The sequence below is a fragment of the Jannaschia helgolandensis genome (assembly GCF_900109285.1).
GTDB classification, from domain to species: Bacteria; Pseudomonadota; Alphaproteobacteria; order Rhodobacterales; family Rhodobacteraceae; genus Jannaschia; species Jannaschia helgolandensis.
In genome coordinates, this window is record NZ_FNZQ01000006.1 from 129703 (window position 1) to 155231 (window position 25529).

At 62.0% G+C, this 25529-nt stretch carries 24 protein-coding genes; 10 read left to right on the plus strand and 14 right to left on the minus strand.

Features of this window, described 5'->3' with window-relative positions; translation table 11 throughout:
- The first annotated feature begins 21 nt into the window (after window positions 1-21).
- Window positions 22-1908 (plus strand): acyl-CoA synthetase, encoded by a 1887-nt coding sequence (locus tag BMY38_RS14705; RefSeq protein ID WP_092764153.1) that lies wholly within the window; start codon window positions 22-24, stop codon window positions 1906-1908.
- A 147-nt stretch (window positions 1909-2055) separates the two neighbouring features.
- Here BMY38_RS14705 and BMY38_RS14710 read toward each other — a convergent pair whose 3' ends face one another.
- Complete coding sequence (locus tag BMY38_RS14710) at window positions 2056-2265, minus strand: cold-shock protein (RefSeq protein WP_092764155.1); 210 nt, start codon at window positions 2263-2265, stop codon at window positions 2056-2058.
- Window positions 2266-2436: 171 nt separating this feature from the next.
- On the opposite strand from BMY38_RS14710, the gene BMY38_RS14715 reads away from it, so the two are divergent.
- Entirely contained in the window at window positions 2437-2772 is a 336-nt protein-coding gene (locus tag BMY38_RS14715) for an arsenate reductase family protein (protein WP_342707782.1), read from the plus strand.
- A gap of 12 nt (window positions 2773-2784) precedes the next feature.
- Here the strand turns inward: BMY38_RS14715 and BMY38_RS14720 are convergent, their stop codons facing one another.
- Together BMY38_RS14720 and BMY38_RS14725 are read right to left on the minus strand one after the other, a co-directional pair.
- Window positions 2785-5832 (minus strand): hypothetical protein, encoded by a 3048-nt coding sequence (locus BMY38_RS14720; protein WP_092764157.1) that lies wholly within the window; start codon window positions 5830-5832, stop codon window positions 2785-2787.
- Between the two features lie 143 nt (window positions 5833-5975).
- On the minus strand, window positions 5976-7268 hold the full coding sequence (locus tag BMY38_RS14725) for an O-acetylhomoserine aminocarboxypropyltransferase/cysteine synthase family protein (RefSeq protein WP_092764159.1): 1293 nt from the start codon (window positions 7266-7268) through the stop codon (window positions 5976-5978).
- 173 nt (window positions 7269-7441) lie between these two features.
- Here BMY38_RS14725 and BMY38_RS14730 point away from each other — a divergent pair, with 173 nt between their 5' ends.
- Both BMY38_RS14730 and BMY38_RS14735 read left to right on the plus strand, forming a co-directional pair.
- Window positions 7442-7948 carry an acyloxyacyl hydrolase gene (locus tag BMY38_RS14730; protein WP_092764161.1) on the plus strand — a complete coding sequence of 169 codons (507 nt, stop codon included), beginning with the start codon at window positions 7442-7444 and terminating at the stop codon, window positions 7946-7948.
- A 46-nt stretch (window positions 7949-7994) separates the two neighbouring features.
- Window positions 7995-8312, plus strand: a complete 318-nt coding sequence (locus BMY38_RS14735) for a DMT family transporter (protein WP_092764163.1) — start codon at window positions 7995-7997, stop codon at window positions 8310-8312.
- 5 nt (window positions 8313-8317) lie between these two features.
- Here BMY38_RS14735 and BMY38_RS14740 read toward each other — a convergent pair whose 3' ends face one another.
- Window positions 8318-8806 (minus strand): EF-hand domain-containing protein, encoded by a 489-nt coding sequence (locus BMY38_RS14740; protein ID WP_092764165.1) that lies wholly within the window; start codon window positions 8804-8806, stop codon window positions 8318-8320.
- A gap of 164 nt (window positions 8807-8970) precedes the next feature.
- Between BMY38_RS14740 and BMY38_RS14745 the strand changes: the two genes are divergently transcribed.
- On the plus strand, window positions 8971-9348 hold the full coding sequence (locus tag BMY38_RS14745; protein WP_092764167.1) for an NADH:ubiquinone oxidoreductase subunit NDUFA12: 378 nt from the start codon (window positions 8971-8973) through the stop codon (window positions 9346-9348).
- Entirely contained in the window at window positions 9345-9734 is a 390-nt protein-coding gene (locus BMY38_RS14750) for a DUF2155 domain-containing protein (protein WP_175495898.1), read from the plus strand. The genes BMY38_RS14745 and BMY38_RS14750 overlap by 4 nt, the downstream gene beginning before the upstream one ends.
- Here BMY38_RS14750 and aat read toward each other — a convergent pair.
- The 10 genes from aat to BMY38_RS14800 all read right to left on the minus strand — a co-directional run bounded on the left by aat (window position 9692) and on the right by BMY38_RS14800 (window position 20510).
- On the minus strand, window positions 9692-10336 hold the full coding sequence (gene aat, locus BMY38_RS14755) for a leucyl/phenylalanyl-tRNA--protein transferase (protein ID WP_092764326.1): 645 nt from the start codon (window positions 10334-10336) through the stop codon (window positions 9692-9694). The two genes, BMY38_RS14750 and aat, sit on opposite strands and share 43 nt — an antisense overlap.
- 57 nt (window positions 10337-10393) lie before the next feature.
- Complete coding sequence (gene accC, locus BMY38_RS14760; RefSeq protein ID WP_092764169.1) at window positions 10394-11749, minus strand: acetyl-CoA carboxylase biotin carboxylase subunit; 1356 nt, start codon at window positions 11747-11749, stop codon at window positions 10394-10396.
- A 5-nt stretch (window positions 11750-11754) separates the two neighbouring features.
- Window positions 11755-12243 carry an acetyl-CoA carboxylase biotin carboxyl carrier protein gene (gene accB / locus BMY38_RS14765; RefSeq protein WP_092764330.1) on the minus strand — a complete coding sequence of 163 codons (489 nt, stop codon included), beginning with the start codon at window positions 12241-12243 and terminating at the stop codon, window positions 11755-11757.
- A gap of 245 nt (window positions 12244-12488) precedes the next feature.
- The gene (locus tag BMY38_RS14770; RefSeq protein ID WP_092764171.1) at window positions 12489-12794 is read right to left on the minus strand and encodes a hypothetical protein; all 306 of its coding nucleotides are present in this window, start codon (window positions 12792-12794) and stop codon (window positions 12489-12491) included.
- Between the two features lie 310 nt (window positions 12795-13104).
- Entirely contained in the window at window positions 13105-15054 is a 1950-nt protein-coding gene (acs, locus tag BMY38_RS14775) for an acetate--CoA ligase (RefSeq protein WP_092764173.1), read from the minus strand.
- Between the two features lie 58 nt (window positions 15055-15112).
- Window positions 15113-15868: an ABC transporter ATP-binding protein gene (locus tag BMY38_RS14780; RefSeq protein WP_092764175.1), complete on the minus strand. Its 756-nt coding sequence runs from the start codon at window positions 15866-15868 to the stop codon at window positions 15113-15115.
- A gap of 11 nt (window positions 15869-15879) precedes the next feature.
- On the minus strand, window positions 15880-16641 hold the full coding sequence (locus BMY38_RS14785; RefSeq protein ID WP_092764177.1) for an ABC transporter ATP-binding protein: 762 nt from the start codon (window positions 16639-16641) through the stop codon (window positions 15880-15882).
- A gap of 5 nt (window positions 16642-16646) precedes the next feature.
- Window positions 16647-17861, minus strand: a complete 1215-nt coding sequence (locus tag BMY38_RS14790) for a branched-chain amino acid ABC transporter permease (protein WP_092764332.1) — start codon at window positions 17859-17861, stop codon at window positions 16647-16649.
- 82 nt (window positions 17862-17943) lie between these two features.
- On the minus strand, window positions 17944-18975 hold the full coding sequence (locus BMY38_RS14795) for a branched-chain amino acid ABC transporter permease (RefSeq protein WP_092764179.1): 1032 nt from the start codon (window positions 18973-18975) through the stop codon (window positions 17944-17946).
- Window positions 18976-19133: 158 nt separating this feature from the next.
- A complete protein-coding gene (locus tag BMY38_RS14800; RefSeq protein WP_092764181.1) occupies window positions 19134-20510 on the minus strand; it encodes a substrate-binding protein in 1377 nt (458 codons plus the stop codon).
- A gap of 246 nt (window positions 20511-20756) precedes the next feature.
- Between BMY38_RS14800 and BMY38_RS14805 the strand changes: the two genes are divergently transcribed.
- From BMY38_RS14805 to BMY38_RS14820, 4 genes are read left to right on the plus strand one after another with little or no spacing between them, the layout of a single operon-like run.
- The gene (locus tag BMY38_RS14805; protein ID WP_175495904.1) at window positions 20757-22058 is read left to right on the plus strand and encodes a helix-turn-helix transcriptional regulator; all 1302 of its coding nucleotides are present in this window, start codon (window positions 20757-20759) and stop codon (window positions 22056-22058) included.
- 18 nt (window positions 22059-22076) lie between these two features.
- Window positions 22077-22499, plus strand: a complete 423-nt coding sequence (locus BMY38_RS14810; RefSeq protein ID WP_092764185.1) for a response regulator transcription factor — start codon at window positions 22077-22079, stop codon at window positions 22497-22499.
- Between the two features lie 23 nt (window positions 22500-22522).
- A complete protein-coding gene (locus tag BMY38_RS14815; RefSeq protein ID WP_092764334.1) occupies window positions 22523-22786 on the plus strand; it encodes a hypothetical protein in 264 nt (87 codons plus the stop codon).
- 31 nt (window positions 22787-22817) lie between these two features.
- Complete coding sequence (locus BMY38_RS14820) at window positions 22818-25514, plus strand: sensor histidine kinase (protein ID WP_092764187.1); 2697 nt, start codon at window positions 22818-22820, stop codon at window positions 25512-25514.
- The last annotated feature ends 15 nt before the right edge of the window (window positions 25515-25529 follow it).

The window sequence follows — 25529 nt, forward strand, 5'->3', positions numbered from 1 at the left end:
TGACCGGGAGGGGACGACCACATGGCATCTTTCGCCAACAAGCAGGATATTCTGGACATCGAGGCGGCAGAGCCGTGGGAGTCTGCGCAGCCCGCGCAGACTCTGTATCAGCTTCTGTCGCAGACCGCGGCCAAGCATGGTGATCGCGCGGCCATCAGCTATCAATTGCTGTCCGGTTCGACCGACCCGGCCGAAACGCTGACGTGGTCACAGTTCCATGGTCAGGTCACTCAGGCCGCGAACCTGTTCCGATCGCTCGGCGTGTCCGAGACCGATAGCGTTGCATACGTCCTGCCCAATTGCACCGAAACCGCGACTGCCCTTCTGGGTGCGACCGTGGCCGGCATCGCCAACCCGATCAACCCGTTGTTGGAAGCACAGCAGATCGGTGCCATCCTGCGGGAGACAGAGGCCAAGATCGTCGTCACCCTGCGCGCCTTCCCCAAGACCGACGTAGCGCAGAAGGTAGCTGAAGCCGTCGCGCTGGCTCCGAACGTCAATACGGTGATCGAGGTCGATCTGCACCGCTATCTGACCGGCGTCAAAAAACTGATCGTGCCGCTGATCCGGCCCAAGGTCGAGGTCAAGCACAAGGCGCGCGTCCTGAACTGGACCGCAGAAATGGCCAAGCAGCCCAAGGATCGTCTGACTTTTGCCGACAGTGCCGGAGACCGCGTTGCCGCGTACTTCCACACTGGTGGCACCACGGGCATGCCGAAGGTCGTGCAGCACAAGTATTCCGGCATGATCTACAATGGCTGGATCGGCCATCGCCTGCTGTTTTCGGAACAGGACGTGGTGATCTGCCCGCTGCCGCTGTTTCACGTTTTCGCTTGCCACGTCATTCTGATGGCGATGGTCGCATCGGGCGCACATGTCGTCTTCCCGACTCCGCAGGGCTATCGCGGTGAAGGTGTTTTCGACAACATGTGGAAGCTGATCGAACGCTGGAAGGTCACGTTCCTGATTACCGTGCCGACGGCCATGTCGGCGATGATGCAGCGCCCAGTCGATGCCGATATCTCCTCGATCAAGACGGCGTTCTGCGGATCGTCCCCGCTGCCGGTCGAGTTGTTCCGTCGTTTTGAAAAGACGACTAACGTCAAGGTGGTCGAAGGCTACGGATTGAGCGAGGCGACCTGTCTGGTCAGTTGCAACCCGATCGACGGCGAGAAGAAAATCGGCTCGGTCGGCATTCCGTTCATGTACACGGACGTCAAGATTTTGACGACAGATGGCAATGGCGTAAAGGAATGTCCGACGGATACCGTGGGGGAAATCTGCGTTGCGTCTCCCGGTGTCTGGGCCGGTCATACCTACACCGAGGCAACTAAGAACACCGACCTGTTCCACTACGGCACGCATTTGCGAACCGGTGATCTGGGGCGGGTGGATGAGGACGGTTATCTCTGGATCACGGGGCGCGCCAAGGACCTTATCATTCGTGGCGGTCACAATATCGACCCCGCCGAAATCGAGGAGGCGCTGGCCGGGCATGAAGCGGTCGGCATGGCCGGGGCCATCGGTCAGCCCGATGCCTTCGCGGGCGAATTGCCCTGCGCCTATGTTGAATTGGTCGCCGGGGCCAAATGCACGCCGGACGATCTGATTGCCTGGTGCAAGGAACACGTCCATGAACGCGCGGCACTTCCGAAATATATCGAAATCCTGGACGAGTTGCCCAAGACTGCCGTGGGCAAGGTGTTCAAGCCGGACCTGCGCAAAAAGGCCATCACGCGCGTCTATGATGCTGCGCTGGCAGATGCCGGTATTGCCGCCAGGGTGCAGTCCGTGTTCGAAGATAAGAAACGCGGCCTTGTCGCCAAGCTGGAAAAGACCGGAGAAGTCGAGCAGCGGGACGTCATTGCCGTCATGGGCAATTACACTCGCCCGTGGGAATGGGCCTAGCGTTCGGCCGTTCATCTGACGTTCTGGGAGCGCAGCCTCCCGCTACGGCAGTTGCCATGCTTCGGTAAAAAATGCCCGCTTTCGCAGCCATCCCAGGTCGTCACGCCGCAATGGCGCGGCGTGACAATCAGTTGGCCAGTTTACGGTTCAGTCCAACGCCACGAGATCCGTGGCGGAGGTGCGGCCATCGCGACCGTCCCGCAACTCGAACTGTATTTTCTGATTGTCCCGCAAGCCCGTCAGACCGGCCTGTTCGACTGCGGAAATATGGACGAAAATGTCCTTTCCACCGTCATCGGGCGCGATGAAGCCGAAGCCTTTGGTAGCATTGAACCATTTCACGGTGCCAACGGCCATTCCCGTGTCTCCTTCGTGTCGTCCGTCCGCAATATCGCGACGGTATGGTGACCGGAGCACAAAGCGAGAAGGTGCTCGCGGAGACCTCCGGACACAATCCTGAGCTAAAGGTTGCGTTGAAAACGTCAAGGGGAGAGGGCAAACGTGCGCCTGAAAATGGGAGACTTGCCGATGATCGTCCTGCACGGGCTGAAAGCCTGCGATACCTGCCGTAAAGCGCTTAAACTCTTGTCACTTCAGGGGCATGATGTCCGGCTGCGCGATCTGCGAGACGATCCGGTGACACGCGCCGAGGTCGCGGACTGGCATGACGCACTGGGTGACACGATGCTGAATACACGGTCGATGACATGGCGCGGACTGCCAGAAGAGGTCCGTGCAGGTGATTTCGTGACACTGATGGTGGCGCACCCGGCATTGATCAAACGTCCAGTAGTGGACACCGACACAACGCTTCACCTGGGATGGACACAGGCAACGCGCGCCGCCCTCGGACTGACAGATTGAGATTGGCCAGGATCAGACGCGGGGCATCCGCAAAACAATATTGCGTCCGCGCTTCTGATAGCTCAGCTCGCTTTCGCCGATGGCTGTGACGCGGCCCCGGTCCAGCCTGTCGCCGACCTTGACCTTTACATATCGGCCATTCGACATCCGGACCAGGGCGCGACGATCTGTCGGGCGTCCATAGATGCCGATCAGGTTGATTTCGCGCAGGTGAATGGCGTTGGACTGTGTGGCCGCGCGGGCCACACTGCCGCCTGCCGACCGGATGGTCTGGCGAGTGCTGCTGGCCTGAGCTGCAGGCGCCCTGCTGGTCGCCTGAGGAGCAGCAGTCGCGCTGCTTGTGGAGGCGGAAGCGACAGTAGCCTGTTCGCGGCGCTGCGTGACAATCTGCGCGGCCTCGCGCTCGACCGAACGGGGGCGCGTGCGGGGCCGGTTCGACTCCGCAAGCGCCAAGCGGGATGTCGGAGCGGCGGACGATCGATTGGCCAGCGATGCGGCGGCAGCGGCGGCGGCGGCCTGAACGGCAGCATTCTGTTCGTCGGACGCGGCAACGGCGGCCGCGGCTTCGGAGGCGGCGCGGGCAGTAGCCGCAGCCTGCGTTTCGGATTGCGCGGCCGAGGCTGCGATGATCGACGCAGGCCGCTGGCGGGGCTGGACACGGGTCAGCTCCGCTTGGGTCATGCCATTGAACAACACCCGTTCCACCCGTTCTTCAGCGTCATTCGGGCGCTGGGTGGGACGGGTGCGCAACAGGACGACCCGCTGGGCCTCATCTTCGGCGGATCGGGTCGCGACTTGTGCCGCGCTTGTCTGGGGCCGGGGTACAGGAAAGACCTGCGGTCGCCCGGACACCACGGTATATCCGCCGGGTGCAAGCGTGCCCTTGGCGCTGGCCACGACAAGCCCGTTCGTGGCTGTCGGAAATTCGGTCCCGGCAGGCGCGGGCACGGTCTGCGGCGAAAATGTATCGGCGGGCGGCGCAGATTGCGGCAGGGCGACGGCGTCGCCCACGCGGACGGCCGGGTCGATCGATGCGACATATATGTCTTCCGGGTCTTGTGCCTGCGGTGCATCCGGCAGGGCCGTCACCGTGTCGAAGGCACCGGGTGTTTCGAACGTGCCATCCGCGCCTGCGACGTCGGTCTGATTTTCGGACAGTCCGACGTCGTCGGGGGCGTCGATGAGGCCCGCTTCGTCCATTTCCTCGGGTGATGCGCCGGGAATCGGCAAAGGCGGTGTCACCAGATCGGGCACCGGAGAGGCAACGCTGCCCCCCGCACTTCGGGTGGCACTGCTGCTGTCCGGCAAGAGCAATGCGACGTCTGTGTCGGGTGCCCGTTCGGGCGATGCCTCGGGTGTGGCATCCGGGATCAGCGTGGCCGATGCGGAATCTTCAAGCTTCGTCAACGCGTCATCCGCAACCTCGGGAACCGCATCGCCGGGTTGGAAGAGCACCGACCATGCCGCGATCAACGCCATGAGCCCAAGCAGGACCAGCGTCAGGACAAGGCCCATTCCGAGGCCGGACTTGCCCGCCGGTTGCGCGGCATTCTCGCGCGCAAGTCCCGGCAGTGTCATGGCGACCGTCTCGTCCGTGGTGGCTGACGCGGACGGGGCCGGTCGGGGTGACTTGGGCTGTCGGCGCAGACGGTCCGCAAGCGAATTTCGCGCCTTTGGGCGGGGTTGGTCGTAGGATGTTGACGCCTTGGCCGGAGACGTCGGCTGCGGCGGCGCAGAGGTTGGCGTATCGCCGGTCGCCGACGTCAGATCGTCGTCGCCTTTGTCGGCAGACAGGAAACTTGCGGCAGATACATTGGCTGGTTTCGATTGGTCCGCTGCGTCGGCCAAGGTATTCCTGTCGGTCACGGCGGTCGGGCCACTCAGGCGCGGAGTTATGCGCGCCAGATGTGGCTTCTTTGACTGTTCGGCCGCACTCAGTGGTTTGCGTTGAGTGCTGAATGTCGGGCCTTTTGTGGCGGGCTTGCGCTGGTCTGCCGGGGCGCGGGTGAAAACGTACGCGTCATCCAGACTATCCGGTATATTTTCGGTCGGCGCGCGGTCGGTCTCTTCTGAACCTGGCGTATCGGAGACGCTCTCGGTCGATACCTTAGGTGAAGACGGCGCGGATGCCGCCGCCGGAGTGACAAGCGTGGGCGGGGTCACGTCTGCCGGTTTCGCTTCCGGGATGGTCGGCACTTCGGGAACTGTCACATCGGGTTCCGGCAGTACCGCGGCAGTATCCTGAGGTCCTTGATCGCTTAAATCCGGTGCGCTGCCGATCGGCGGCGGCGGAACCGCGCGGACAGACGGCACAGGTTCGGCACGGGCGCGCGGCGGCGCGACCGGTGCGGACGAGGGCATGGGCGCGGATGGCGGAAACGTCGGAGCCGCGACTTTTGGCGGAACCGGGTCTTCTGCAGACGGTTTCGACCGATCATCCGCGTCGGATGCTTTGACGGCGGCGAGGGCTTCGCCGAAGGTTTCGGCCTCGGGCTCTTCAGGCATGTCCGGGGCGTCCGGGGCCGGGACCACGGTGATTTCGTCACCCAGATCAAGGATCAGCTTTTCGCCGTTCAATATTTCCGCTGCGATACCGGTCGGACCGAAGTCGGGCAAGCCGGGATAGGTGGCATCTTTCGGAGCGCCGATCAGGGCAACCGGGCGGAAGCCGAACTTGGCCGCGAAATTTTCCGCCTCCAGCAGCGTTTCCAGGGCAACCACGGCGACCTGCAGCCGGTCGCCCTTCTGGATAAAATCGAAGGTCAGGTCCTCGACCTCGTAGGGAGTGCGACCGCGCAGAAGGGCACGGATCGTCACCTTCGGGTCACGATCGTCGCGTTCCAGCGACGTGAACAAAAGCTGACTGTCGGGAATGATCAGAACCGAGGTGAAATTCTCGCCTACGCGCGCGGCGCAACGCCTGCGCATCCGGGTCAGCGCATCGCCCATATCGGGCACATCCAGCCGAACGATGCCCTCGCGCCACCATACCCCCCCTTCGGAACGGGACAGGATGGCGATGCCGTCAAGTGAAAGGTCGAGCGCGATCAATGGGGTCATGCAAAAGGCCTAGCACGGGGATGCGCGCCCTGGCGAGTAGGACGCCGAACAAGAAAGCAGCTTAAGGCAGGATACCGCGCAAGAAAAGCTGACGGAGTTTCCGGGGCGGACAATTGCTGTGTTCCGCCCCGGTCTTCGGTTTGTCAGGCAGACGCCTTGGTCAGCGCCTGATCCAGATCGGCTATCAGGTCATCGGCGTCTTCGATCCCGATGGAAATGCGGACCACGTCCGGACCGGCCCCCGCAGCCGCCTGCTGTTCCGGTGAAAGCTGCCGGTGGGTCGTCGAGGCGGAGTGAATCACCAGGCTGCGCGTGTCGCCAAGGTTGGCGACATGGCTGAAGATCTCCAGGTTGTCGACAAACTTGATGCAGGCGTCATAACCGCCCTTCAGGGCGACGGTGAACAAACCACCTGCGCCCTTGGGGGAAATTTTCTTGGCCAAAGCGTGATATTTGGACGACGGCAGCCCGGCATAGGTGACGTGATCGACCGCCGGGTGCTTTTCCAGCCAGCCAGCCACGGTTTCGGCATTGCGGACATGGCGTTCCATCCGCAGCGAAAGCGTCTCGATCCCGCACAGGGTATAGTGCGCGGCCTGCGGGTTCATCGTCATGCCCAGGTCGCGCAACCCGACCGCGATGCTGTGGAAGGTAAAGGCCAGGTTGCCGAATGTCTCGTGGAATTTCAGACCGTGATAGGCGGGCTCGGCCTCGGACAGGGATGGGAACTTGCCGGTTGCGGACCAGTCGAAGGTGCCGGAATCGACGACGCAGCCGCCGGTAACGGTGCCATTTCCGGTCAGGTATTTCGTGGTTGAATGGACAACCAGCGTTGCCCCGTGTTCGATCGGGCGGATCAGATAGGGGGTCGCCGACGTGTTGTCGATGATCAGCGGAATTTGCGCTGCATCGGCGATATCGGCCACCGCGCGCACGTCCATGATCCAGCCGCCGGGGTTGGCGATCGCCTCGCCGAAGATGGCGCGGGTGTCATCGTCGATGGCATCGCGCACGGCATCCAGATCGTCGAAATCGACAAACTTACAGGACCAGCCGAAGCGTTTGATCGTCTGGCTGAACTGCGTGACCGTGCCGCCGTAGAGACGCGTCGAGGCGACGATGTTGCAACCCGGCTGCATCAGCGGGAACAGCGACATGATCTGCGCGGCATGACCTGAAGAACAGCAGACCGCGCCCGCTCCGCCCTCCAGCGTGGCGATGCGTTCCTGCAGCACCGCGACGGTCGGGTTGGTCAGGCGTGAATAAATGAATCCGACTTCCTGCAGGTTGAACAGCGCTGCGGCATGTTCGGCGTCACGGAACACATAGGCCGTCGTCTGATAGATTGGCGTATTGCGCGCGCCGGTCGCCGGATCGGGGCGCGCCCCTGCATGAATCTGCAGCGTGTCGAAGCCGTATTGGCGGGTTTCTGTCATCTTCGCTCTCCCTTGCCTGGCACTATGGCGCGTGCCCTCTGTCCGCAGTGTGATATGAAGGTCGCAGATGTTTGTCCAATGCCCGCTGTCGCCGTTTTGGGTTTTCGTCTTGGGGTCAGGCGGGGCTACTCTCTCAGCCGAGGCAAAAAACACACAAAAAGGCGGAGACCTTGATGTTGCGTATTTCGAGCAGACCCGGACGTTTGTCCGGTTTTCGCCCATTGGCGATTGCCGTTTCTGCAATCCTGGCATTGTCCAATGCCGCCCCGGCGCAGGAGCTGGCGTTTTCGCTGGGGGTCCGCGAGACGGACGGCAACCGCGATGCGGAACTTTACGTCCGACGAATGGAGGATGAACGCGCCCTTGGGCTAAGCTTGGTCTATGGCGCGGCGATCACCGATGCCGGGGCCGTCTGGGCTGGCGTTGGTCTGGCCGGCCGGATTGAGACGTCGAGCGGATGGTTCGTCGGTGGATCGTTCATGCCTGGCGCCTACAGCCGCGGCGACGGGCCCGATCTGGGCCATACCCTGCAATTTCGCACGGACGTTGAAGCCGGAATTCAGCTGGGCAGCTCCAGCCAGATCAGTATCGGACTCGACCACACATCGAACGGCGGGCTGGGCGATTCCAATCCGGGATCAAATTCCATCTTTCTTAGATATTCCGTAGGCCTGCGCTGAACCATCAGAAACCACAGCGACCAGAGTCCGTCGCACCGGAGGGCACATGGCCTGGATATATCTCGCCCTTGCCGCCGTGTTCGAAGTGGCTTTCGCAGTTTCGATGAAGATGTCAGACGGACTCACCCGGACAGGACCGACTGTGATTACAATTATCAGCGTTATCGTGGGCCTTTGGTTATTGGCCCTGGCGATGCGGGACTTGCCGGTGTCGGTCGCCTATCCCATCTGGACAGCGTTGGGCGCCATCGGCACCATCGTGTTGGGCTGGCTCTGGCTGGGGGAGGCGTTCACGCCACTAAAGGTGGTGTCGGTCGCCCTTATCGTGGCCGGAGTTGCAGGGCTGAAGGTATCCGCCGGCTAGCGGGGTTACTCGGTCAAAGCGGTGCGCAACGCCACCGTTACCAGAAAATTGTCCCGAAACTCCGAAACGGACATCATCCCATTGCCGTCCCGGTCGGCATAGACCCATGCCCGCGCAAGGCCTGCTGCATGTTCGTCCACGTCCAGCGCACCCGAGCGGTCGGCGTCCAGCATGTCGAACACCAGACCCATCGTGGCACCATAGGCTTGGCCACGCCCCCGGAACTCGGCCAGACCGGACAGGCCGTTTTCCCAGCCAATCATCTCGTTGCGAACGACAAGACCGTCTTCATCGACATCCATCGACGTGAAAACCTGTCGCGTCGCGCTGTCCATCTCGATCGGCGAAATTTGCCCGTCGGCATTGAGGTCGATGGAGTAGGCAAACCCGTCGATGGCCGCTTCGCCCATATCGGTGCGCTGCTCGGGTTGTGACAGGACGGGCGGGGCGACCAGCATCAGAATGGTAGACAGCAAAAGGGCGGATCGCATCATGACAGGAGTCCTTGGTTTCAGATGGGAGGTAATATGGAAACTGAACCGATCGGCTCAATACGCATTCATGCACAGATACGCGACCCGTCGCGCACTGCGCCCTGCAACCTTGACCACCCGGCTCTGCGGTGTAGGAAGTGGCGTGCATCGCGCGGAGGATTGTCATGGCCGGATTTCTGAAACGCCTCTTTGGATGGTGGGACGGGCAGAGCTTTGGCACCGCACTCTGGACCCGACGCTTCGGCGAGAAAGTCGGCGAGGACGTGGCGGGCAATGTCTATTATCGCAATGCCGACGACAGCCGCCGCTGGATTCACTATGTCGGCGACAACGATGCAAGCCGCGTGCCGACCGAATGGTATGGTTGGTTACATCACACCTATGCGCTTCCGCCGACCCGTGACCCGATCATCCGCAAGACATGGGAAAAGCCGCATCTGCCCAATCTGACCGGATCGGACGGAGCGTTTTTCCGCAAGGGATCGCTGCGCCGGGCGGATGTCGAACCCGCCACCGACTACGAGGCGTGGAGGCCGGAGTGACGCGCTTTTTCGCCGCCATCATTGGCTGTGCCGCCGCCGCGGTTGTCGTCGCCTCCGTGCCCGCCTCGGCACAGGCAGTGCGCACCGGCACAGGCAACGGCGCGGTCCTGCGAACGCTCGACAAGACCAGCGGCGAAGTCATCGACGTTGAAATGTCGGTTGGCCAGACGATGGCCTATGGTCCGTTGCAGGTGACGTTGATCGAATGCCGCTTCCCTGCCAACAATCCCACCGGTGATGCCTTCGGCCTGATCCAGATCGTCGATGCGCGTGAAGTGAAGGAACTGTTCGCCGGATGGATGGTGGCTTCGTCACCGGCCCTCAATGCGCTGGAGCACCGGCGTTACGACGTCTGGCTTCTCAGATGCATGACGGCCGGAAACTGAGGCACCGGCCCGGTCAATTTCGCTTTTTTGGACAGGGCATCCTTTAGTCGAATGTGATACTGGCCGCGCGAGATTTCGATTGCGCCCAGGGACGCCAGATGCTCCGTCAGGAACTGCGTATCGAACAGCTTGAATCCATGCGCGTTCAGCAATGTCACCAGATAGGCCAGCGCCACTTTTGAGGCATTGCGCCTGCGCGAGAACATCGACTCGCCGAAGAACGCGGCACCCAGCGTCACACCATAGACCCCGCCCGCCAGTGTATCGCCGTCCCATATCTCCAGCGAATGTGCGAAGCCGGTTTCGTGCAGGGTGGAATAAAGCGCCATGATTTCGGGATTGATCCAAGTTTCTGCCCGGTCGGCGCATCCTGCGACCACACCGTCGAACTCTTCGTTCAGGGTGACGATGAACCGGTTCTGCCGGATGAGCTTTGCCAGGCTGCGTGACATACGGAACCCATCCAGTGGCATAACCCCGCGCCTTTCGGGGTCAACCCAGAATATATCGGGATCGGCCCGGCTTTCGGCCATCGGGAAAACGCCCGAGGCATAGGCCATCAGAAGGTTTTCGGGCGTGATCGGTGCGGTATCGCGGGGCATGATCCCATTGTCGCGCAGTCGATCCGTGTCGCCAAGACTTTTCAATCCTCTGGCGCGTCAGCCTTTCCAGCCAAGGTTCTCTTCCAGCCAGCCTTCCAGCCAATGAATCGTGTAATCGCCGGACTGTATGTTCGAGTCTTTCAACAGCTCGAAAAACAGCGGGACCGTGGTATCGACCCCATCGACGATCAACTCGCCCAGCGACCGTCGCAGACGAGCCAGTGCTTCGGGCCGGTCGCGGCCATGGACAATAAGCTTGCCGATCAGCGAGTCGTAATAGGGCGGGATGCGATACCCGTCATAAAGCGCCGAATCCATCCGCACGCCCAACCCGCCGGGGGCGTGATATTGCGTGATCGTGCCGGGCGAGGGCGCAAAGTTGGGCAGCTTTTCGGCATTAATCCGAACTTCGATGGCATGGCCATTGATCTTCAGATCGTCCTGCTGGAACGACATCGGCAAGCCGGACGCCACGCGGATCTGTTCGCGCACCAGGTCGACACCGAAGATGGCCTCGGTCACCGGGTGTTCGACCTGAAGGCGGGTATTCATCTCGATGAAATAGAATTCGCCGTTCTCGTACAGGAATTCGATCGTGCCAGCGCCGGCATAGTTGATGCGGGCTACGGCCTCGGCGCAGGTCTTGCCGATCTGCGCGCGCTGCTCGGGTGTAATCGTGGGGCCGGGGGCCTCCTCGAAGACCTTCTGGTGACGGCGTTGCAAAGAACAATCCCGCTCGCCCAGATGAACCGCACGGCCTTTCCCATCGCCGAAGACCTGAACCTCGATATGGCGCGGCGTGGTCAGGTATTTTTCCAGATAAACTTCGTCGTTGCCGAACGCCGCCTTGGATTCGGTGCGTGCGGTGCGGAACGCGGTTTCCATGTCGGCGGCGGTTTTGGCCAGCTTCATGCCGCGCCCACCGCCACCTGCCGTGGCCTTGACGATGACCGGATATCCGATTTCCTCGCCCAGACGCTGCGCGTCCTCCAGCGTGGGCACGCCACCGTCCGAACCCGGCACGCAGGGCACGCCAAGTTTGATCATCGTGTCCTTGGCGGTGATCTTGTCGCCCATGATGCGGATGTGTTCCGCCGTGGGGCCGATGAAGGTGATGTTGTGATCTTCCAGCACCTGCACAAAGGCGGCGTTTTCCGACAGGAATCCGTATCCGGGATGGATCGCTTCGGCGCCGGTGATTTCGCAGGCGGAAATGATCGCCGGTATGCTCAGGTAAGACTGGCTGCCTGGCGCAGGCCCGATGCAAATGGATTCGTCGGCCATTCGGACATGCATTGCATCAGAGTCGGCGGTGGAATGGACAGCGACGGTTGCCACCCCCATCTCGCGCGCGGCGCGTACGATGCGCAGTGCAATCTCGCCCCGGTTGGCGATCAGGATTTTCTTGAACATCGCGCTCAGCCCAGGATCACGAGGGGGGCACCGTATTCAACGGCGGCGCCGTCCTCGACCAGAATGCGTTTGACGGTGCCTGCGCGCGGGCTGGGGATCTGGTTCATGGTCTTCATGGCCTCGATGATCAGCAACGTCTGGCCTTCGTCCACAGTATCGCCGACGGCGATGAAGTTGGCCACGCCCGGCTCGGATGCCAGATAGGCCGTGCCGACCATAGGTGATGTGACCGCGCCGGGGTCTTGCGCCGGGTCTTCCTGCGGGGTGGCAGAACTGGAAGGAGCCAAAGCCGGGGGCGAATGTGGGGCAGAAATCTGCATCGGGGCCTGCGCGGCCGCAACGGGGGCAGAGATCAGTTGCCGCGCGACACGCACGTTCAGCGCGTCGTCTTCACCGTATTCGCGACTGACTTCCAGTTCGCTTAGATCGTTTTCGCGCAGAAGTTCGGCCAGCGCCTTGATAAAGGCGACATCGCTCTCGTGGTTTTTGGTCATTGCCATCTCCGCTGCCTGTTTGCCCGGCATTACCGCGTCCGTGCCGCGAGGGAAAGGACTTCGATGTGATCGCGATGATGGCAGCCCGACCAGTCGAGCGTCCGTTCGTCAGCCGCGACGGCTCCGGAATGCTGTGCCGACAAATGATTTCGCCTCCAAAGCTGCTCCCGCGCTCATAACCAAATCGTTAAGATCGCTGCGTGATCGAACTGCTTGGTAAAAGTCCATCGCGACCCGCCCTCCTGTCAGGCGGTGCGACCTCGTGGGGGTGTGCCACTGGATGCGATCCCATCTTTCGTGGTAGGGGTCTCGACCATCAGATTGGGTCGGGCTTCGGTCGGGAGAGGTATGCGAGACAGGAGTTGCTGGCTGACCAGCCGGTCCTGCGCTGCTTCGACATAACGTCGGGCACGATTTTCGTCGGCATCAGGCGCAAATGCCTGTAACAGGCGCGGGGCATCCATCTGTGCATTCTGCGGGCGGGCCACGCTGTCGCCACCATCCGATCCGGAGCGCGATGCGGTCCCGTTCACGCCGCGGGCATACGTCACGGGAGGGGTCTGGCCCGCAGACCGTGGCGCGTCTGCCTGCTGGCCATTTGCGTTGCCCGCGGTATGACTTGTGTCAGTCGATGTCGAACTGTCGGTGGATGCTGCCCGGTCCGGTTCTTACGCCTGACCCGATGTCGCTGTCGCGCCTTATGATGGTTGTGACGATCCGATAAGTCCCATGATAGCCATGTCGGCCTCCGTTCTGTTTGCTACGCCCGCTGGGCCAGAACAGAAAACCCCTGCATCACGGCGTCGAAACGGTAATGCAGGGGCGAGAATTTGACGTCGTTAACGTATATAAATCATATATTTATCGGTTCATTCGATTTTCGATCAGATCGTCCACAACCGACGGATCGGCCAAAGTCGAGGTATCGCCCAATGCACCGAAGTCGTTTTCTGCAATCTTGCGGAGAATGCGCCGCATGATCTTGCCTGACCGTGTCTTCGGCAGACCCGGTGCCCATTGGATCAGATCAGGTTTCGCAATGGGTCCGATCTCGGAACGGACCCAGTCTGACAACTCCTTACGCAATGCGTCGTCAGGCTCCTGCCCCCCCATGAGCGTGACATAGGCATAGATACCCTGACCCTTTACGTCGTGCGGGTATCCAACGACTGCCGCTTCGGCCACCTTGGGGTGGGCGACCAACGCGCTTTCGACTTCGGCGGTGCCCATGCGGTGACCGGACACGTTGATCACGTCGTCGACCCGTCCCGTGATCCAGTAGTACCCGTCGGCATCGCGGCGGCAGCCATCACCGGTGAAATAGTAATTCTTGTAGTCGCTGAAATAGGTTTTCTCGAACCTCGCGTGATCGCCCCAGACGGTCCGCATCTGGGCGGGCCAGCTGTCCTTGATGCAAAGCACCCCTTCGGCGGCGGTCTCGTGGATTTCCTCGCCCGTCGTGGGCTCAAGGATGACGGGCTGAATGCCGAAGAACGGCAGGGTCGCGCTGCCCGGTTTGGTGGCTATGGCGCCGGGCAGGGGGGTCAGCAGGTGACCGCCGGTTTCCGTCTGCCACCAGGTATCGACTATGGGGCAGCGGCCTTTGCCAATGATGTCGTTGTACCAGGCCCATGCCTCGGGATTGATCGGCTCACCCACGGTTCCAAGAATGCGAAGGCTGCTCAGATCATACGGCTCCACGAAGGAATTGCCCTGCCCCATCAGCGCACGCAGGGCAGTCGGTGCGGTATAGAACTGCGCAACCTTGTGTTTGTCGCAGACCGCCCAGAATCGGCCCGCGTCAGGATAGGTCGGCACCCCTTCGAACATCAGCGTCGTCGCGCCATTCGCCAGCGGGCCATAGACGATATAACTGTGACCCGTGACCCAGCCGACGTCCGCCGTGCACCAGAACACCTCGCCGTCCTTGTAGTCAAAGGTGTATTGGTGCGTCATCGAGGCGTAGACGAGATAGCCCCCGGTCGTATGGACCACGCCCTTGGGCATCCCCGTCGAGCCGGACGTGTAGAGGATGAACAAAGTGTCCTCGGCGTTCATCTCCTCAGGCGGGCAGTCGTCGGAAACCTCTGCCTCCGCTTCATGCAGCCAGACGTCATTCTCCGGGCGGAACGCAACCTGTTGTCCGGTTCGCTTGACCAACAGGCATTTGACGCTGTCGTCGCAATGCAGCAGCGCCTTGTTGACACTGTCCTTGAGGTTGGTGACCCGCCCGCCGCGCGGCGCGCCGTCAGCGGTGATGACGACCTTCGCGTCAGACCCGTTGATCCGCGCCGACAACGCCTCGGATGAGAAACCCGCGAAGACGATCGAATGGATCGCACCAATCCGCGCGCAGGCAAGCATCGCATAGGCGGCCTGCGGAATCATCGGCATATACAGGACGACGCGGTCGCCTTTGGTCACACCCATGCCTTTAAGGACGTTGGCCATCTTGCAGACATGGGAATGCAACTGCTGATAAGTGATGTGCTGCGCTTCGTCATCGGGCGAGTCCGGCTCCCAGATGATCGCGGTCTGCGTGCCCCTGTCTTTCAGGTGCCGGTCGATGCAGTTCGCGGCGACGTTCAGGGTGCCGTCCTCGAACCATTTGATCGATACGTTGCCCGGCGCGAAGCTGGTGTCCTTTACGCGGGTATAGGGTTTGATCCAGTCGACGCGCTTGCCATGCTCGGCCCAGAACGCCTCGGGGTCTTCGACACTGGCCTGATACATCGCATCATAGGTCGCGCGATCGGCATGGGCATTCGCCGCCATCTCGGCGGAGGGCGGGAAAATCTGATCGTCTGGCATGGGGTCTCCTTTGCCCGTGCGGGCCGCGTCGGGGCTGCATGGGCCCCCGATAATACATTCAAATCGCTAGATATTCTGCGCGCAGTTCCGCGTTGCTCAGCACCTCGGCTGCGGTGCCGTCGAAGACCACGCCGCCGGTGTCGAGGATGATGGCCCGATCACTGATTTCCAGGGCCCGGACGGCATTCTGTTCAACGATGATCGTGGTCATGCCCAGCTTGCGAATTTCGTGCAGCGTTTTCTCGATCTCGTCGACGATGACGGGCGCAAGTCCTTCATAAGGCTCGTCCAGCAGCAGAAGCTTCACATCACGGGCAAGGGCACGGGCGATGGCAAGCATCTGCTGTTCGCCGCCGGACAGGGTGATGCCTTCCTGTTTACGACGCTCACCAAGTCGCGGAAAAAGTTCGTAAAGGCGTTCAAGTGACCAGCCGACGGGCGGGGCAATCTGCGCCAGCTTGAGGTTTTCCTCGACCGTTAGACCGGCGATGATACGGCGGTCTTCGGGCACGAGGCCAAGACCGGCCTGCGACGCCTCATGCGCCTTCATCTTGTGCAGAGGTTTGTGATCCAGCCAGATTTCGCCGCGCTGGAGCTCCGGATTGCCCAGTCGCGCGCAGGTCCGCAGTGTCGAGGTCTTGCCGGCACCGTTGCGGCCCAGCAGCGCGAGAATCTCGCCCTCGTGGACATTGAAACTGACGCCCTGCACAATGTAGCTCTCGCCGTAATAGGCGTGGATATCGTGGACCGAGAAATACGCCGGGGCTGTCGCGGCCTGGTTCGCGTCGCGGGTGAAGTCGGGTTTGACGTTCATCGAATGTCTCCTCAGTGCTCGGCGCTTTCGCCCAGATAGGCTTCGCGCACCTTGGGGTGGCCCTTGATCTTGTCGGGCGTGTCTTCGACCAGCGGGGTGCCTTGCGCCAGCACAGTGATCCATTCGGCCAGCGAAAAGACGACGTGCATGTCATGTTCGATGATGGCGATGGTGATCGGACGCGAGTCCTTGATCTGCTTCAGCAGATCGATGGTGTTGTTCGTGTCTGCCCGCGCCATGCCCGCCGTCGGTTCATCCAGCAGCAGAAGGCGCGGTTCCTGGGCAAGGCACATACCGATTTCCAGCCGTCGCTTGTCACCACGCGACATCGCCGCCGCATGCATGTTCCGTTTGTCGGCCATGTTCATGTCTTCGAGCATGTGTTCGGCCCGGTCGACGATTTCGCGGTCGCTCAGCAGCGCATGATAGGCTTGCAGCGAAAACGCACCGTCCCGCTTGGCCAGGCAGGGGATCATCATGTTTTCCATGACAGACAGATCGCCGAAGATTTCGGGCGTCTGGAAAACGCGCGAAATGCCCATCTGGTTGATCTCGTGCGGTTTGCGGCCCAGTACGGACTTGCCTTCGAAGCTGACCGATCCGGTGTCGGGAATCAGCTTGCCGACAAGACAGTTCAGCAGGGTCGACTTGCCCGCGCCGTTCGGACCGATGATGGCGTGAACGGTGCCTTGGGTGATTGACAGGTTGATGTCCGACAGGGCCTGCAATCCGCCGAAGCGCTTACCGACGTTTTTGACCTCGAGAATACCCATGATGCTTACTCCCCAGCCTGACGTTGCTCGGCGGCATCGTCTTCTACGCCTGATGCCTTCCGGTCGCGCCGGAAGACTGTTGCAATCTTCTGCCCGCCCTGAACCAACCCGCCGGGCAGGAAGATGACGACAACCATGAAGAGAAGACCAAGCGTCAGGTTCCAGCCTTTGCCTACGAATGGGTAAACGATGGCGACGACCACATCTTGCATCCCGTCAGGCATGAAGGCGAACCAGGCTTGCAAGGTGGATTCGTTGATCTTGGAGAAGATGTTCTCGAAATACTTGATGAAGCCTGCACCCAGAACAGGCCCGATCAGGGTCCCGGCCCCACCGAGGATGGTCATAAGGACGACCTCTCCGCTTGCCGTCCACTGCATCCGTTCGGCCCCGGCCAACGGGTCCATTGCCGACAGAAGGCCACCGGCCAGCCCGGCGTACATTCCGGAGATGACAAAGGCGGCGAGCGTATAGGGCTTGGGGTTCAGCCCGGTGTAGTTCAACCGCTGCTGGTTCGACTTCACAGCTCGCAGCATCATCCCGAAAGGCGAGCGGAACAGCCGAATTGCCAGATAGAAGCAAATCACCATGAAGAACGCCGACAAATAGTAGCCGACGTTGAACTGGAAATCCCACCTTCCCAACGACAACGTCTCGGTCTCGCGCATGGCAAGGCCGAAGATATGGGGCGCATTCACAGTGGTGGCCGGGTTGTGAAAGATCTGAGGATCATTGGTGTAGACCTGCAAGCCCGTCTCGCCGTTGGTCAGATTGAATTTGGGATTCGACAGAACCGAATAGGCCAGCGCGAAGGACATCTGCGCGAAGGCCAGCGTCAGGATCGAGAAATAGATCCCCGAACGACGCAGCGAGATGAACCCGATCAACAGGGCGAACAAGCCAGAAATGATGATCGCCAGTCCGATGCCCGGCAGGACATTGTATCCCAGCAGCTTGAACATCCAGACGCAGGAATAGCTGCCGACGCCGAGGAAGGCCGCATGGCCGAACGACAGATAGCCGGTCAGGCCGAACAGGATGTTGAAACCGATGGCGAAGATTCCGAAGATCACGAACCGCTGCATCAGGTCAGGATAGCCCGCGTTGAATTGCGCCATGGCCGAATCGGTCGGAAAAGGGTTCAGCAGGAACGGTGCCAACACCGTCAGCAGAATGACAATGACAAGCAGGGCAAAGTCCTTGCGCGTCAATCCCAGGATGCCGCCGCCGACTCGTTTGCGGGCCGGTTTGGCGGGCTCTGACGTCGGGGTGGCGATATGTTGTGTCTGGTCGGTCATGTGCTCAGTCCTCCATCACGCCTTTGCGCCCCATCAGCCCGCGCGGACGCGTCAGAAGGACGATCATGGCGACGAGGTAGATAATGATCTGGTTGATGCCGGGTACGGCGTTCGTGGCCCATGTGGTCGAGGCGAAGCTCTCAAGGATGCCCAGAAGGAAACCCGCCAGCACCGCGCCGGGAAGTGACCCCATGCCGCCGACGACGACGACGACGAAGGATAACACGAGGAAGTCCATGCCCATGTGATAGTTTGGCGGGTTGATCGGCGTGTACATCACTCCGGCCAGACCGGCGACGGCTGCGGCGATGCCGAACATGATGGTGAACCGCTTGTCGATGTTGATGCCCAGCAAGCCCACGGTTTCCCGGTCGGCCATGCCTGCGCGGACTACCATTCCGAACGTCGTGAACTGCAGAAACGCGAAGACGGCGGCGATGATGACGCCCGCGAAAGCGAAATAGACCAGACGCCAGTAGGGATAGATGACGGTATTCGGATCGAAGCCCAGCAAAGTCCCGAAGTCGAATGACCCGCGAAATACGTCGGGGGCGGGGGTCGGGATAGGGTTCGCGCCGTAGAAATACTTGATGACCTCTTGCAGCACGATGGCGAGGCCAAACGTCACGAGGATCTGGTCAGCATGGGGGCGCTTGTAGAAATGCTTGATCAGCCCGCGTTCCATGATGAAGCCGAACAGGATCATCACCGGGATCGCCAGAAGGATGGCCAGTGGCACTGCCCAGTCAATCAGCGTGGCCCCGACCTCCGGCCCGAACCAGTTGACGACATAAGGCGTATCGATGGTTGCCGGATTTCCGAGGAAGTCGGTGCGGGTCGGGTCGATTGTCGTGGTCGACAGCGACAGCAGCTTGGACATGGTTACGGCCACGAAGGCCCCGACCATGAACAGCGCGCCGTGAGCGAAGTTGACCACCCCCAGCGTGCCGAAGATCAGCGTCAGACCCAAGGCGATCAGCGCATAGGCGGACCCCTTGTCTAGGCCGTTGAGGATCTGGAGGATGAAGGCTTCCATGGCCCGAGGTCTCCTGTAAGACGATGCGTTCTGATTATGGGGCGGCATCGGGGTGCATGGGACGCGGGACCGCTGCCTTTGACGATCCGGCGACCGATGAACCGGCTGGGAAGGAATGGGACCGTGCCAGTGACACGGCCCCTTTTGTCAGCTTTCGCTTACGCGCCCGGGTTGCATTCGCCCAGTTCGCCACCGGCAAACATCGGGTGATCGACCGGGTATGTGACCTGCTCGGCCGGAGTGACCTCGACGATTTCAACAAGATCGAACTCGTTCTCCGGGTTCTCCTTGCCGCGCACGACGACCACGTCCTTGAAGCACTGGTGATCGCCAGCGCGGTAAAGCGTGGGGCCATTGCCCAGACCGTCGAACTCATAACCCTCCAGGGCTTCGACAACGGCGCAGGGATTGAACGAGCCGGCGCGGGTGACCGCATCCGCATACAGCATGGTCTGCGCATAACAGGTCTGAGCGGCCTGTGATGGCGGGAAGCCGTACTTTTCGCCAAACGATTTCACGAAGGCATTGGTGCCGGTATAACGCGCGCCCTTTTCGTTTTCGAGTTTCCAGTCCCAGTTCTGCGAGCCCACGATACCGGCAATGTTCTCGCCAGCACCCTGCGCCATTAGCTCCGAATAGAGCGGCACGACGATCTCGAATTGCTTGCCGTTGGCTTGCGCCTGACGGAGGCCGAACTGAACCGCGTTGGTCAGCGAGTTGACCATGTTTCCGCCGTAGTGATTCAGGATCAGGACATCGGCACCGGAATTCAGAACTGGCGCGATGTAGGACGAGAAGTCCGTCGCGGCGAGCGGTGTGCGCACGTCGTTGACGGTTTCCCAGCCCAGAGCTTCGGTCGCGGCGGCAATCGATTCCTGTTGGGTCCAGCCCCAAGTATAGTCTGCGGTCAGATGATAGGCTTTACGGTCGGCACCATAAAGCTGCTCCAGCACGGGGGCGAGGGCGGCGGCGGACATATAGGCGTTGAAGAAGTGGCGGAAGCCATTGGCCTTCTTGTCCTTGCCCGTGGTGTCGTTCGAGTGCGTCAGGCCTGCCATGAAGATCACGCCAGCATCTTGGCAGAGGCCCTGAACGGCGACCGCGACACCGGACGAGGAGCCGCCCGAAATCATGATGGCGCCGTCTTTTTCGATCATCGACTTGGCCGAGGCGCGCGCCGCGTCCGACTTGGTCTGTGTGTCGCCGGTGACGAACTCGACCTTCTTGCCCAAGATGCCGGTGCCATCCAGAGCCTTGGACGAGAACGTCTGCATCATGCCGCCATCGCCCTCACCGTTCAGGTGCTGGACCGCGAGCTGAAACGCACGAAGCTCGTCCGCGCCTTCGTCGGCATAGGGGCCGGTTTGGGGCACGTTGAAGCCGAGCGTGACCGTGTCGCCCTGAGGCGCATTGGTGAAACCGCTATGGGCGTCGGCCCAGACCGCGCCCGAGAAAACCGTTGGAATGGCAAGTCCGGCACCGGTTGCGGCACCGGTCTTCATCACGCCACGGCGAGTGAAATTCGATTTGGTCATTGAGACCCTCCCTGTTTTTGACGCCCCGCTCCCCCTCCTCCGAAGGTCCGCGCGACAGGCCCGTCCAGCTTGACGGGTCAACGGCACTATCGACGACCTGAAGTGAAATCATCAATAACTCATAGACGGGATGCGATTTTATTGTAAATAATATGACAGACTTGTCCGGATACGTGTAAATTTTTTGTCCCGCACATGCAGCAAATCGCTTGCACGCGCAGCAATCGAACAAGGTCAGGAGGTTGTATGCCAAGGTCCATTCCAACCGGCAGCCGAATCCGCGAACGCCGCCTGGCCCTGGGACGCAAACAGACCGCCGTGGCCGGGACAGTGGGTATCTCGCCGTCCTATCTGAACCTGATCGAGCACAACCGCAGGGCGATCGGGGGCAGTCTTCTGTCACGCCTGGCCACAGCACTGGAAACCGATCGCGCCGCCCTGGCCGAAGACGGCGACGAAGCACTGATCGAGGAACTACGGGCGGCTGCAGGGGCACAGCAGAACAACGAGGCGGAGTTTGACGATGCCCCCGACCTGGCTCGTCGGTTTCCACACTGGGCCGGGTTGATCGCGGCGCAGGCGCGGGCCCTGGCCGCACAGGCCCGTACCATCGAGGCGCTATCGGACCGTCTGTCCCACGATCCGACACTGGCCGACGCAATGCACGAGTTATTGTCGACAGTGTCTGTCGTCCGCTCCACCGCCTCGATCCTTGCGCAGACGCCCGAGATCGACGCCAACTGGCTTGGCCGGTTTCATGCCAACCTCGACGCCGACAGCCGCAGGTTGGCCGATGGGGCCGAAGCCGTCGTCGGCCTGTTCGACCGGCAGGCGGCGCGCGGGGCGGACCGCATGCTGCCTTCCGAGACGGTTTCGCGGTTTCTGGACGATGCGGGCCACCGGTTCGATGTGTTGGAACGGGACGGGGTCGCCGCCGTCCCGGACCTTGTCGGCGGTCTGACGGGGGAGGATGCGCGCGTCCTGGCCACAGAAATTCTGACGGGCGACGCCGAGGACGCATCTCGACTGCCACGCGCGCTCGTCGAGGCAGCAGACGGCCCGGATGATCTGATCGCCGCTGCCGGGGGCGATCTGGCACTGGTTCTGCGGCGCATGGGTGTCGTCGATCCGGGGCGCGGATTGGTGATCTGCGATGCCGCCGGTGCACTGCTGCGGCGCAAGCCGGTGGCGGGATTTCCATTGCCGGTAATGGGGGCCGGATGTCCGCTCTGGCCTGTGTACACTGCGCTGGGTCAGCCGGGTCGCCCTCTGACCGTGGTGGTTGAAACGCCGGACGGCGCGGACTGGCGCGTTCATGCCATCGCTCAGGCGGTGGCGGTCGCGGGGTTTGGCGCCGCGCCCGTGATACGCGCGACGATGCTGTTGACCCGAACTCAAAGCGGCGGTGCGGGTGCGCCGGTCGGACCGGGCTGCCGCGTCTGTCCCCGCATTGAATGTCCGGCGCGTCGGGAACCGTCGGTCCTGTCGACGCGACCGGATATGCTGGACATGGTGGACCTGACGGGGGACACTTTACCGCGTTCATGATCGGAGGGGAGGCCGGACATGATTGATATACCTTCTGCCGATGCGCCTGTTGACGCGCCGCGCGGCCGTGTCCTGTTGATCGAGGACGAACCGAATATCGCCACCGCCATAGGCTTTCTGCTGCAACGAGAGGGCTGGCGCGTGTCCACCCATTCAGATGGCAGGACGGCGCTGGACGCGGTGGTGCGGCATGCGCCGGACGTGATCGTGCTGGACGTGATGTTGCCCGGCCAGTCCGGGTTCGAGGTGCTGGGAGGGTTGCGCGCCGGACAGAATGGCACGCGGGCAGATCTGCCGGTCCTGATGCTGACCGCCAAAGGCCAGACCAAGGATCGTGACCGGGCCGAGGCATTGGGCGTCAGCCGGTTCATGACCAAGCCTTTTTCGAACCGGGAATTGATCGAGGCCGTGCGTGATCTGGCGCGGACGGCACCCGGATGACGGGCCGGGCGACGGCGGACCGAATGGCCACGGACGCCCAAACCCGCGCGCATCGCAGGGCACGTCTGGTGGATGCGGCCCGGCTGCTGCCGTTTCTGGGGGCGGTCCTGTTTCTGATCCCCGATCTGGTGCTGTCCGATGATCCGGCCGCTGCCGGGGCTACAGCACCTTGGCTTACGTATCTTTTCGCTTCGTGGTTGGGTCTGATCGGTCTGGCGCTCTGGATCGGGCGGTTGCACATGCGGGATCTGCGTGACGATGCAGATCGCGAAAGCGGGGCTGAATGATCGGCCATGCGCTTCTTGCAGGGCAGCGGACATGAACCTGACGTTCAGCCTACTGGTCGCGGTCTGCCTGGCCTATGTGACATTCCTTTTCGTCGTGGCCTTCGCGGGCGAGCGTGCTGCCGCCAAAGGGCGCAGTCTGATGCGTGGCCCGACGATCTATACCCTGTCGCTGTCGATCTATAGCACAGCTTGGACGTTCTATGGTGCCGTCGGATACGCCGCCCGATCGGGGTTGGAGTTCATGACCATCTATCTTGGCCCGACGCTGGTCTTCATCGGTTGGTGGTGGGGCCTGCGCAAACTGGTGCGGATCGGGCGGGCAGAACGCATCACCTCGATCGCCGATATGATCTCAAGCCGCTATGGCAAGTCGAACCTGCTTGCGGTGATCGTGACGTTGCTGGCCGTGGTCGGCACGACACCCTACATCGCGCTGCAACTGCAATCGGTCACGCTGTCGTTCGGTGTCTTTGCGGCACCGGGAACGCAGGCCAGCGAGTTGACCGGGCTGGCATTCTGGGTGGCCTGCGGGCTGGCGGTATTCACCATTCTGTTCGGCACCCGCAAGCTGGACATAGGCGAACGTCACGACGGTATCGTCTCGGCCATCGCGGTCGAGGCGGTGGTCAAACTGGTGGCACTGTTATCGGTCGGCGCTTTCGTGGTCTGGGGGATCAACGGCGGGGCCGCGGCCACGGGCGAAGCCATCGCGACGTCACCGGTTGCGAACTGGACGGCAGTGCCGGGGCGTTGGGCCGGGCTGATCTTTGTGTCGGGTGCCGCCGTCATCTGCCTGCCGCGCATGTTTCAGGTGCTGGTCGTCGAAAACTCTGACGAGCGGCACCTGGTAACCGCAAGCTGGGCGTTTCCGGCCTATCTGATGGCCATGTGCATCTTCGTGGTGCCGATCGCGGTGACGGGTCTGGCGCGACTGCCTGCCGGATCGAATCCCGACCTGTTCGTCCTGACGCTGCCGCTGGCCGAGGGGCAGGGCGGGTTGGCGCTTCTGGCATTTCTCGGCGGATTTTCCTCGGCGACCAGCATGGTGATCGTGGCCAGCGTTGCGCTCGCGACGATGCTGTCGAACCACGTCGTCATGCCGCTCTGGCTGGCGGCGCAGAACAGAGATGGAAGCGGGCAGGCACAGGCGTCGATTTCCGGCGATGTGCGGGGCGTCGTGCTGCGGGCGCGGCGGGCGTCGATCCTGGTCGTGCTGGCGATGGGCTATCTCTATTTTCTGGCGACTGGCGGCACGGCGGCGCTGGCCTCCATCGGGCTGATCAGCTTCGTCGGCATGGCGCAGGTCTTGCCGGCACTGGGATTCGGCCTGTTCTGGACGGGGGCCACACGTCTGGGCGCGGCGGCGGGCATCGTCACCGGCTTCGTCATCTGGGCCTGGACGATGCTGGTGCCGGTGTTGGCGGGGCCGACGTCGGTCGGACCGTTCGGTATCGAATGGCTGCGCCCGGAAGCACCGTTCGGACTAACCGGCGATCCGCTGTTGTCCGCGATGATCCTGTCGCTGGGGCTGAATACCTTTGTCCTGTGCCTGACATCCCTGCTGACCCGCCCCACGCCGATGGAGCAGTTGCAGGCCCCGCGTTTCGTACAGGTCTTCGACCGTACCGCAGCACCTCGGGGCCGTCGCAGCTATCATGCCGGGGCCGAGGAACTTCTGATCATGGCGCAGCGCATTCTTGGCGCGTCCGAGGCACAGGAGGTGTTTGCTGCCGAATCCCGCGCCCAGGGACGTCCATCGGATCTGCCGGAAACGACGCCCGACCTACTGGATCGGCTGGAACGGAAGCTTGCCGGGTCGGTCGGGGCCGCGACTGCGCACGCGATGGTCACCGGCATCACCGGCGATGCCGCCGTATCGGTTGAAGACCTGCTGGCCGTGGCCGACGAGACGGCGCAGATAATGGATTATTCAGCCCGGCTGGAGGCCTCGTCGGCAGAATTGGTCCGCACTGCGGGTGAATTGCGTGCGGCCAATGACAAGCTGACGGCACTGGGTCATCAGAAAGACGCTTTTCTCAGTCAGGTAAGCCATGAGTTACGGACACCGATGACGTCGATCCGGGCGTTTTCCGAGATTTTGCGCGGAGACGAGGCTGACGGTAGGGTAAGCGATGAGGATCGTGCCCGCTATGCCGGGATCATTCTGGACGAGAGCGAGCGACTGACCCGTCTGTTGGATGACCTTCTGGACCTGAGCGTCCTTGAATCGGGGCAAGTCGTATTGAACCCCGCAGACGTTACACTGCGCACCGTGATCGACCGTGCCGTGACGGCGGCCGGCACGGTGTCACTCGGCCTGAGGATCGACCGAGACCCGGAGGGCGAGGATGTGACATTGCGGACGGACCCGGACCGGCTGTCGCAGGTATTCATCAACCTGATCACCAATGCCGCAAAATACTGCGATGCGGACGAGCCTGCGTTGCGGATTGCGGTGATGGCGGAGGTAGATGGCGTAATCGTCGATTTCACCGACAACGGGTCCGGTATTGCCGCGCCCGATCGCGGCCTGATCTTCGAGAAATTCGCACGTTTATCGGACCAGGCGGCGGCAGGCAGTGCGGGCCTTGGGCTTGCGATCTGCCGGGAGGTCATGGCGCGGCTGGGCGGCAGCATCGACTATCTGCCGGGGCAGGGCGGTGCCGCATTCCGCCTGCGTCTGCCGGGGGAGACGCGGACCGCGGGCACCGCGCGGGCGGCGGAATAGCCCCGCCCGACCCCA

Excerpts from the sequence above, each read along its gene's own strand:
- BMY38_RS14705 (WP_092764153.1), top strand. The coding sequence starts at position 22 with ATGGCATCTTTCGCCAACAAGCAGGATATTCTGGACATCGAGGCGGCA.
- BMY38_RS14710 (WP_092764155.1), bottom strand. The coding sequence starts at position 2,265 with ATGGCCGTTGGCACCGTGAAATGGTTCAATGCTACCAAAGGCTTCGGC.
- BMY38_RS14715 (WP_342707782.1), top strand. The coding sequence starts at position 2,437 with ATGATCGTCCTGCACGGGCTGAAAGCCTGCGATACCTGCCGTAAAGCG.
- BMY38_RS14720 (WP_092764157.1), bottom strand. The coding sequence starts at position 5,832 with ATGACCCCATTGATCGCGCTCGACCTTTCACTTGACGGCATCGCCATC.
- BMY38_RS14725 (WP_092764159.1), bottom strand. The coding sequence starts at position 7,268 with ATGACAGAAACCCGCCAATACGGCTTCGACACGCTGCAGATTCATGCA.
- BMY38_RS14730 (WP_092764161.1), top strand. The coding sequence starts at position 7,442 with ATGTTGCGTATTTCGAGCAGACCCGGACGTTTGTCCGGTTTTCGCCCA.
- BMY38_RS14735 (WP_092764163.1), top strand. The coding sequence starts at position 7,995 with ATGGCCTGGATATATCTCGCCCTTGCCGCCGTGTTCGAAGTGGCTTTC.
- BMY38_RS14740 (WP_092764165.1), bottom strand. The coding sequence starts at position 8,806 with ATGATGCGATCCGCCCTTTTGCTGTCTACCATTCTGATGCTGGTCGCC.
- BMY38_RS14745 (WP_092764167.1), top strand. The coding sequence starts at position 8,971 with ATGGCCGGATTTCTGAAACGCCTCTTTGGATGGTGGGACGGGCAGAGC.
- aat (WP_092764326.1), bottom strand. The coding sequence starts at position 10,336 with ATGCCCCGCGATACCGCACCGATCACGCCCGAAAACCTTCTGATGGCC.
- accC (WP_092764169.1), bottom strand. The coding sequence starts at position 11,749 with ATGTTCAAGAAAATCCTGATCGCCAACCGGGGCGAGATTGCACTGCGC.
- accB (WP_092764330.1), bottom strand. The coding sequence starts at position 12,243 with ATGACCAAAAACCACGAGAGCGATGTCGCCTTTATCAAGGCGCTGGCC.
- acs (WP_092764173.1), bottom strand. The coding sequence starts at position 15,054 with ATGCCAGACGATCAGATTTTCCCGCCCTCCGCCGAGATGGCGGCGAAT.
- BMY38_RS14780 (WP_092764175.1), bottom strand. The coding sequence starts at position 15,868 with ATGAACGTCAAACCCGACTTCACCCGCGACGCGAACCAGGCCGCGACA.
- BMY38_RS14785 (WP_092764177.1), bottom strand. The coding sequence starts at position 16,641 with ATGGGTATTCTCGAGGTCAAAAACGTCGGTAAGCGCTTCGGCGGATTG.
- BMY38_RS14795 (WP_092764179.1), bottom strand. The coding sequence starts at position 18,975 with ATGGAAGCCTTCATCCTCCAGATCCTCAACGGCCTAGACAAGGGGTCC.
- BMY38_RS14800 (WP_092764181.1), bottom strand. The coding sequence starts at position 20,510 with ATGACCAAATCGAATTTCACTCGCCGTGGCGTGATGAAGACCGGTGCC.
- BMY38_RS14805 (WP_175495904.1), top strand. The coding sequence starts at position 20,757 with ATGCCAAGGTCCATTCCAACCGGCAGCCGAATCCGCGAACGCCGCCTG.
- BMY38_RS14810 (WP_092764185.1), top strand. The coding sequence starts at position 22,077 with ATGATTGATATACCTTCTGCCGATGCGCCTGTTGACGCGCCGCGCGGC.
- BMY38_RS14815 (WP_092764334.1), top strand. The coding sequence starts at position 22,523 with ATGGCCACGGACGCCCAAACCCGCGCGCATCGCAGGGCACGTCTGGTG.
- BMY38_RS14820 (WP_092764187.1), top strand. The coding sequence starts at position 22,818 with ATGAACCTGACGTTCAGCCTACTGGTCGCGGTCTGCCTGGCCTATGTG.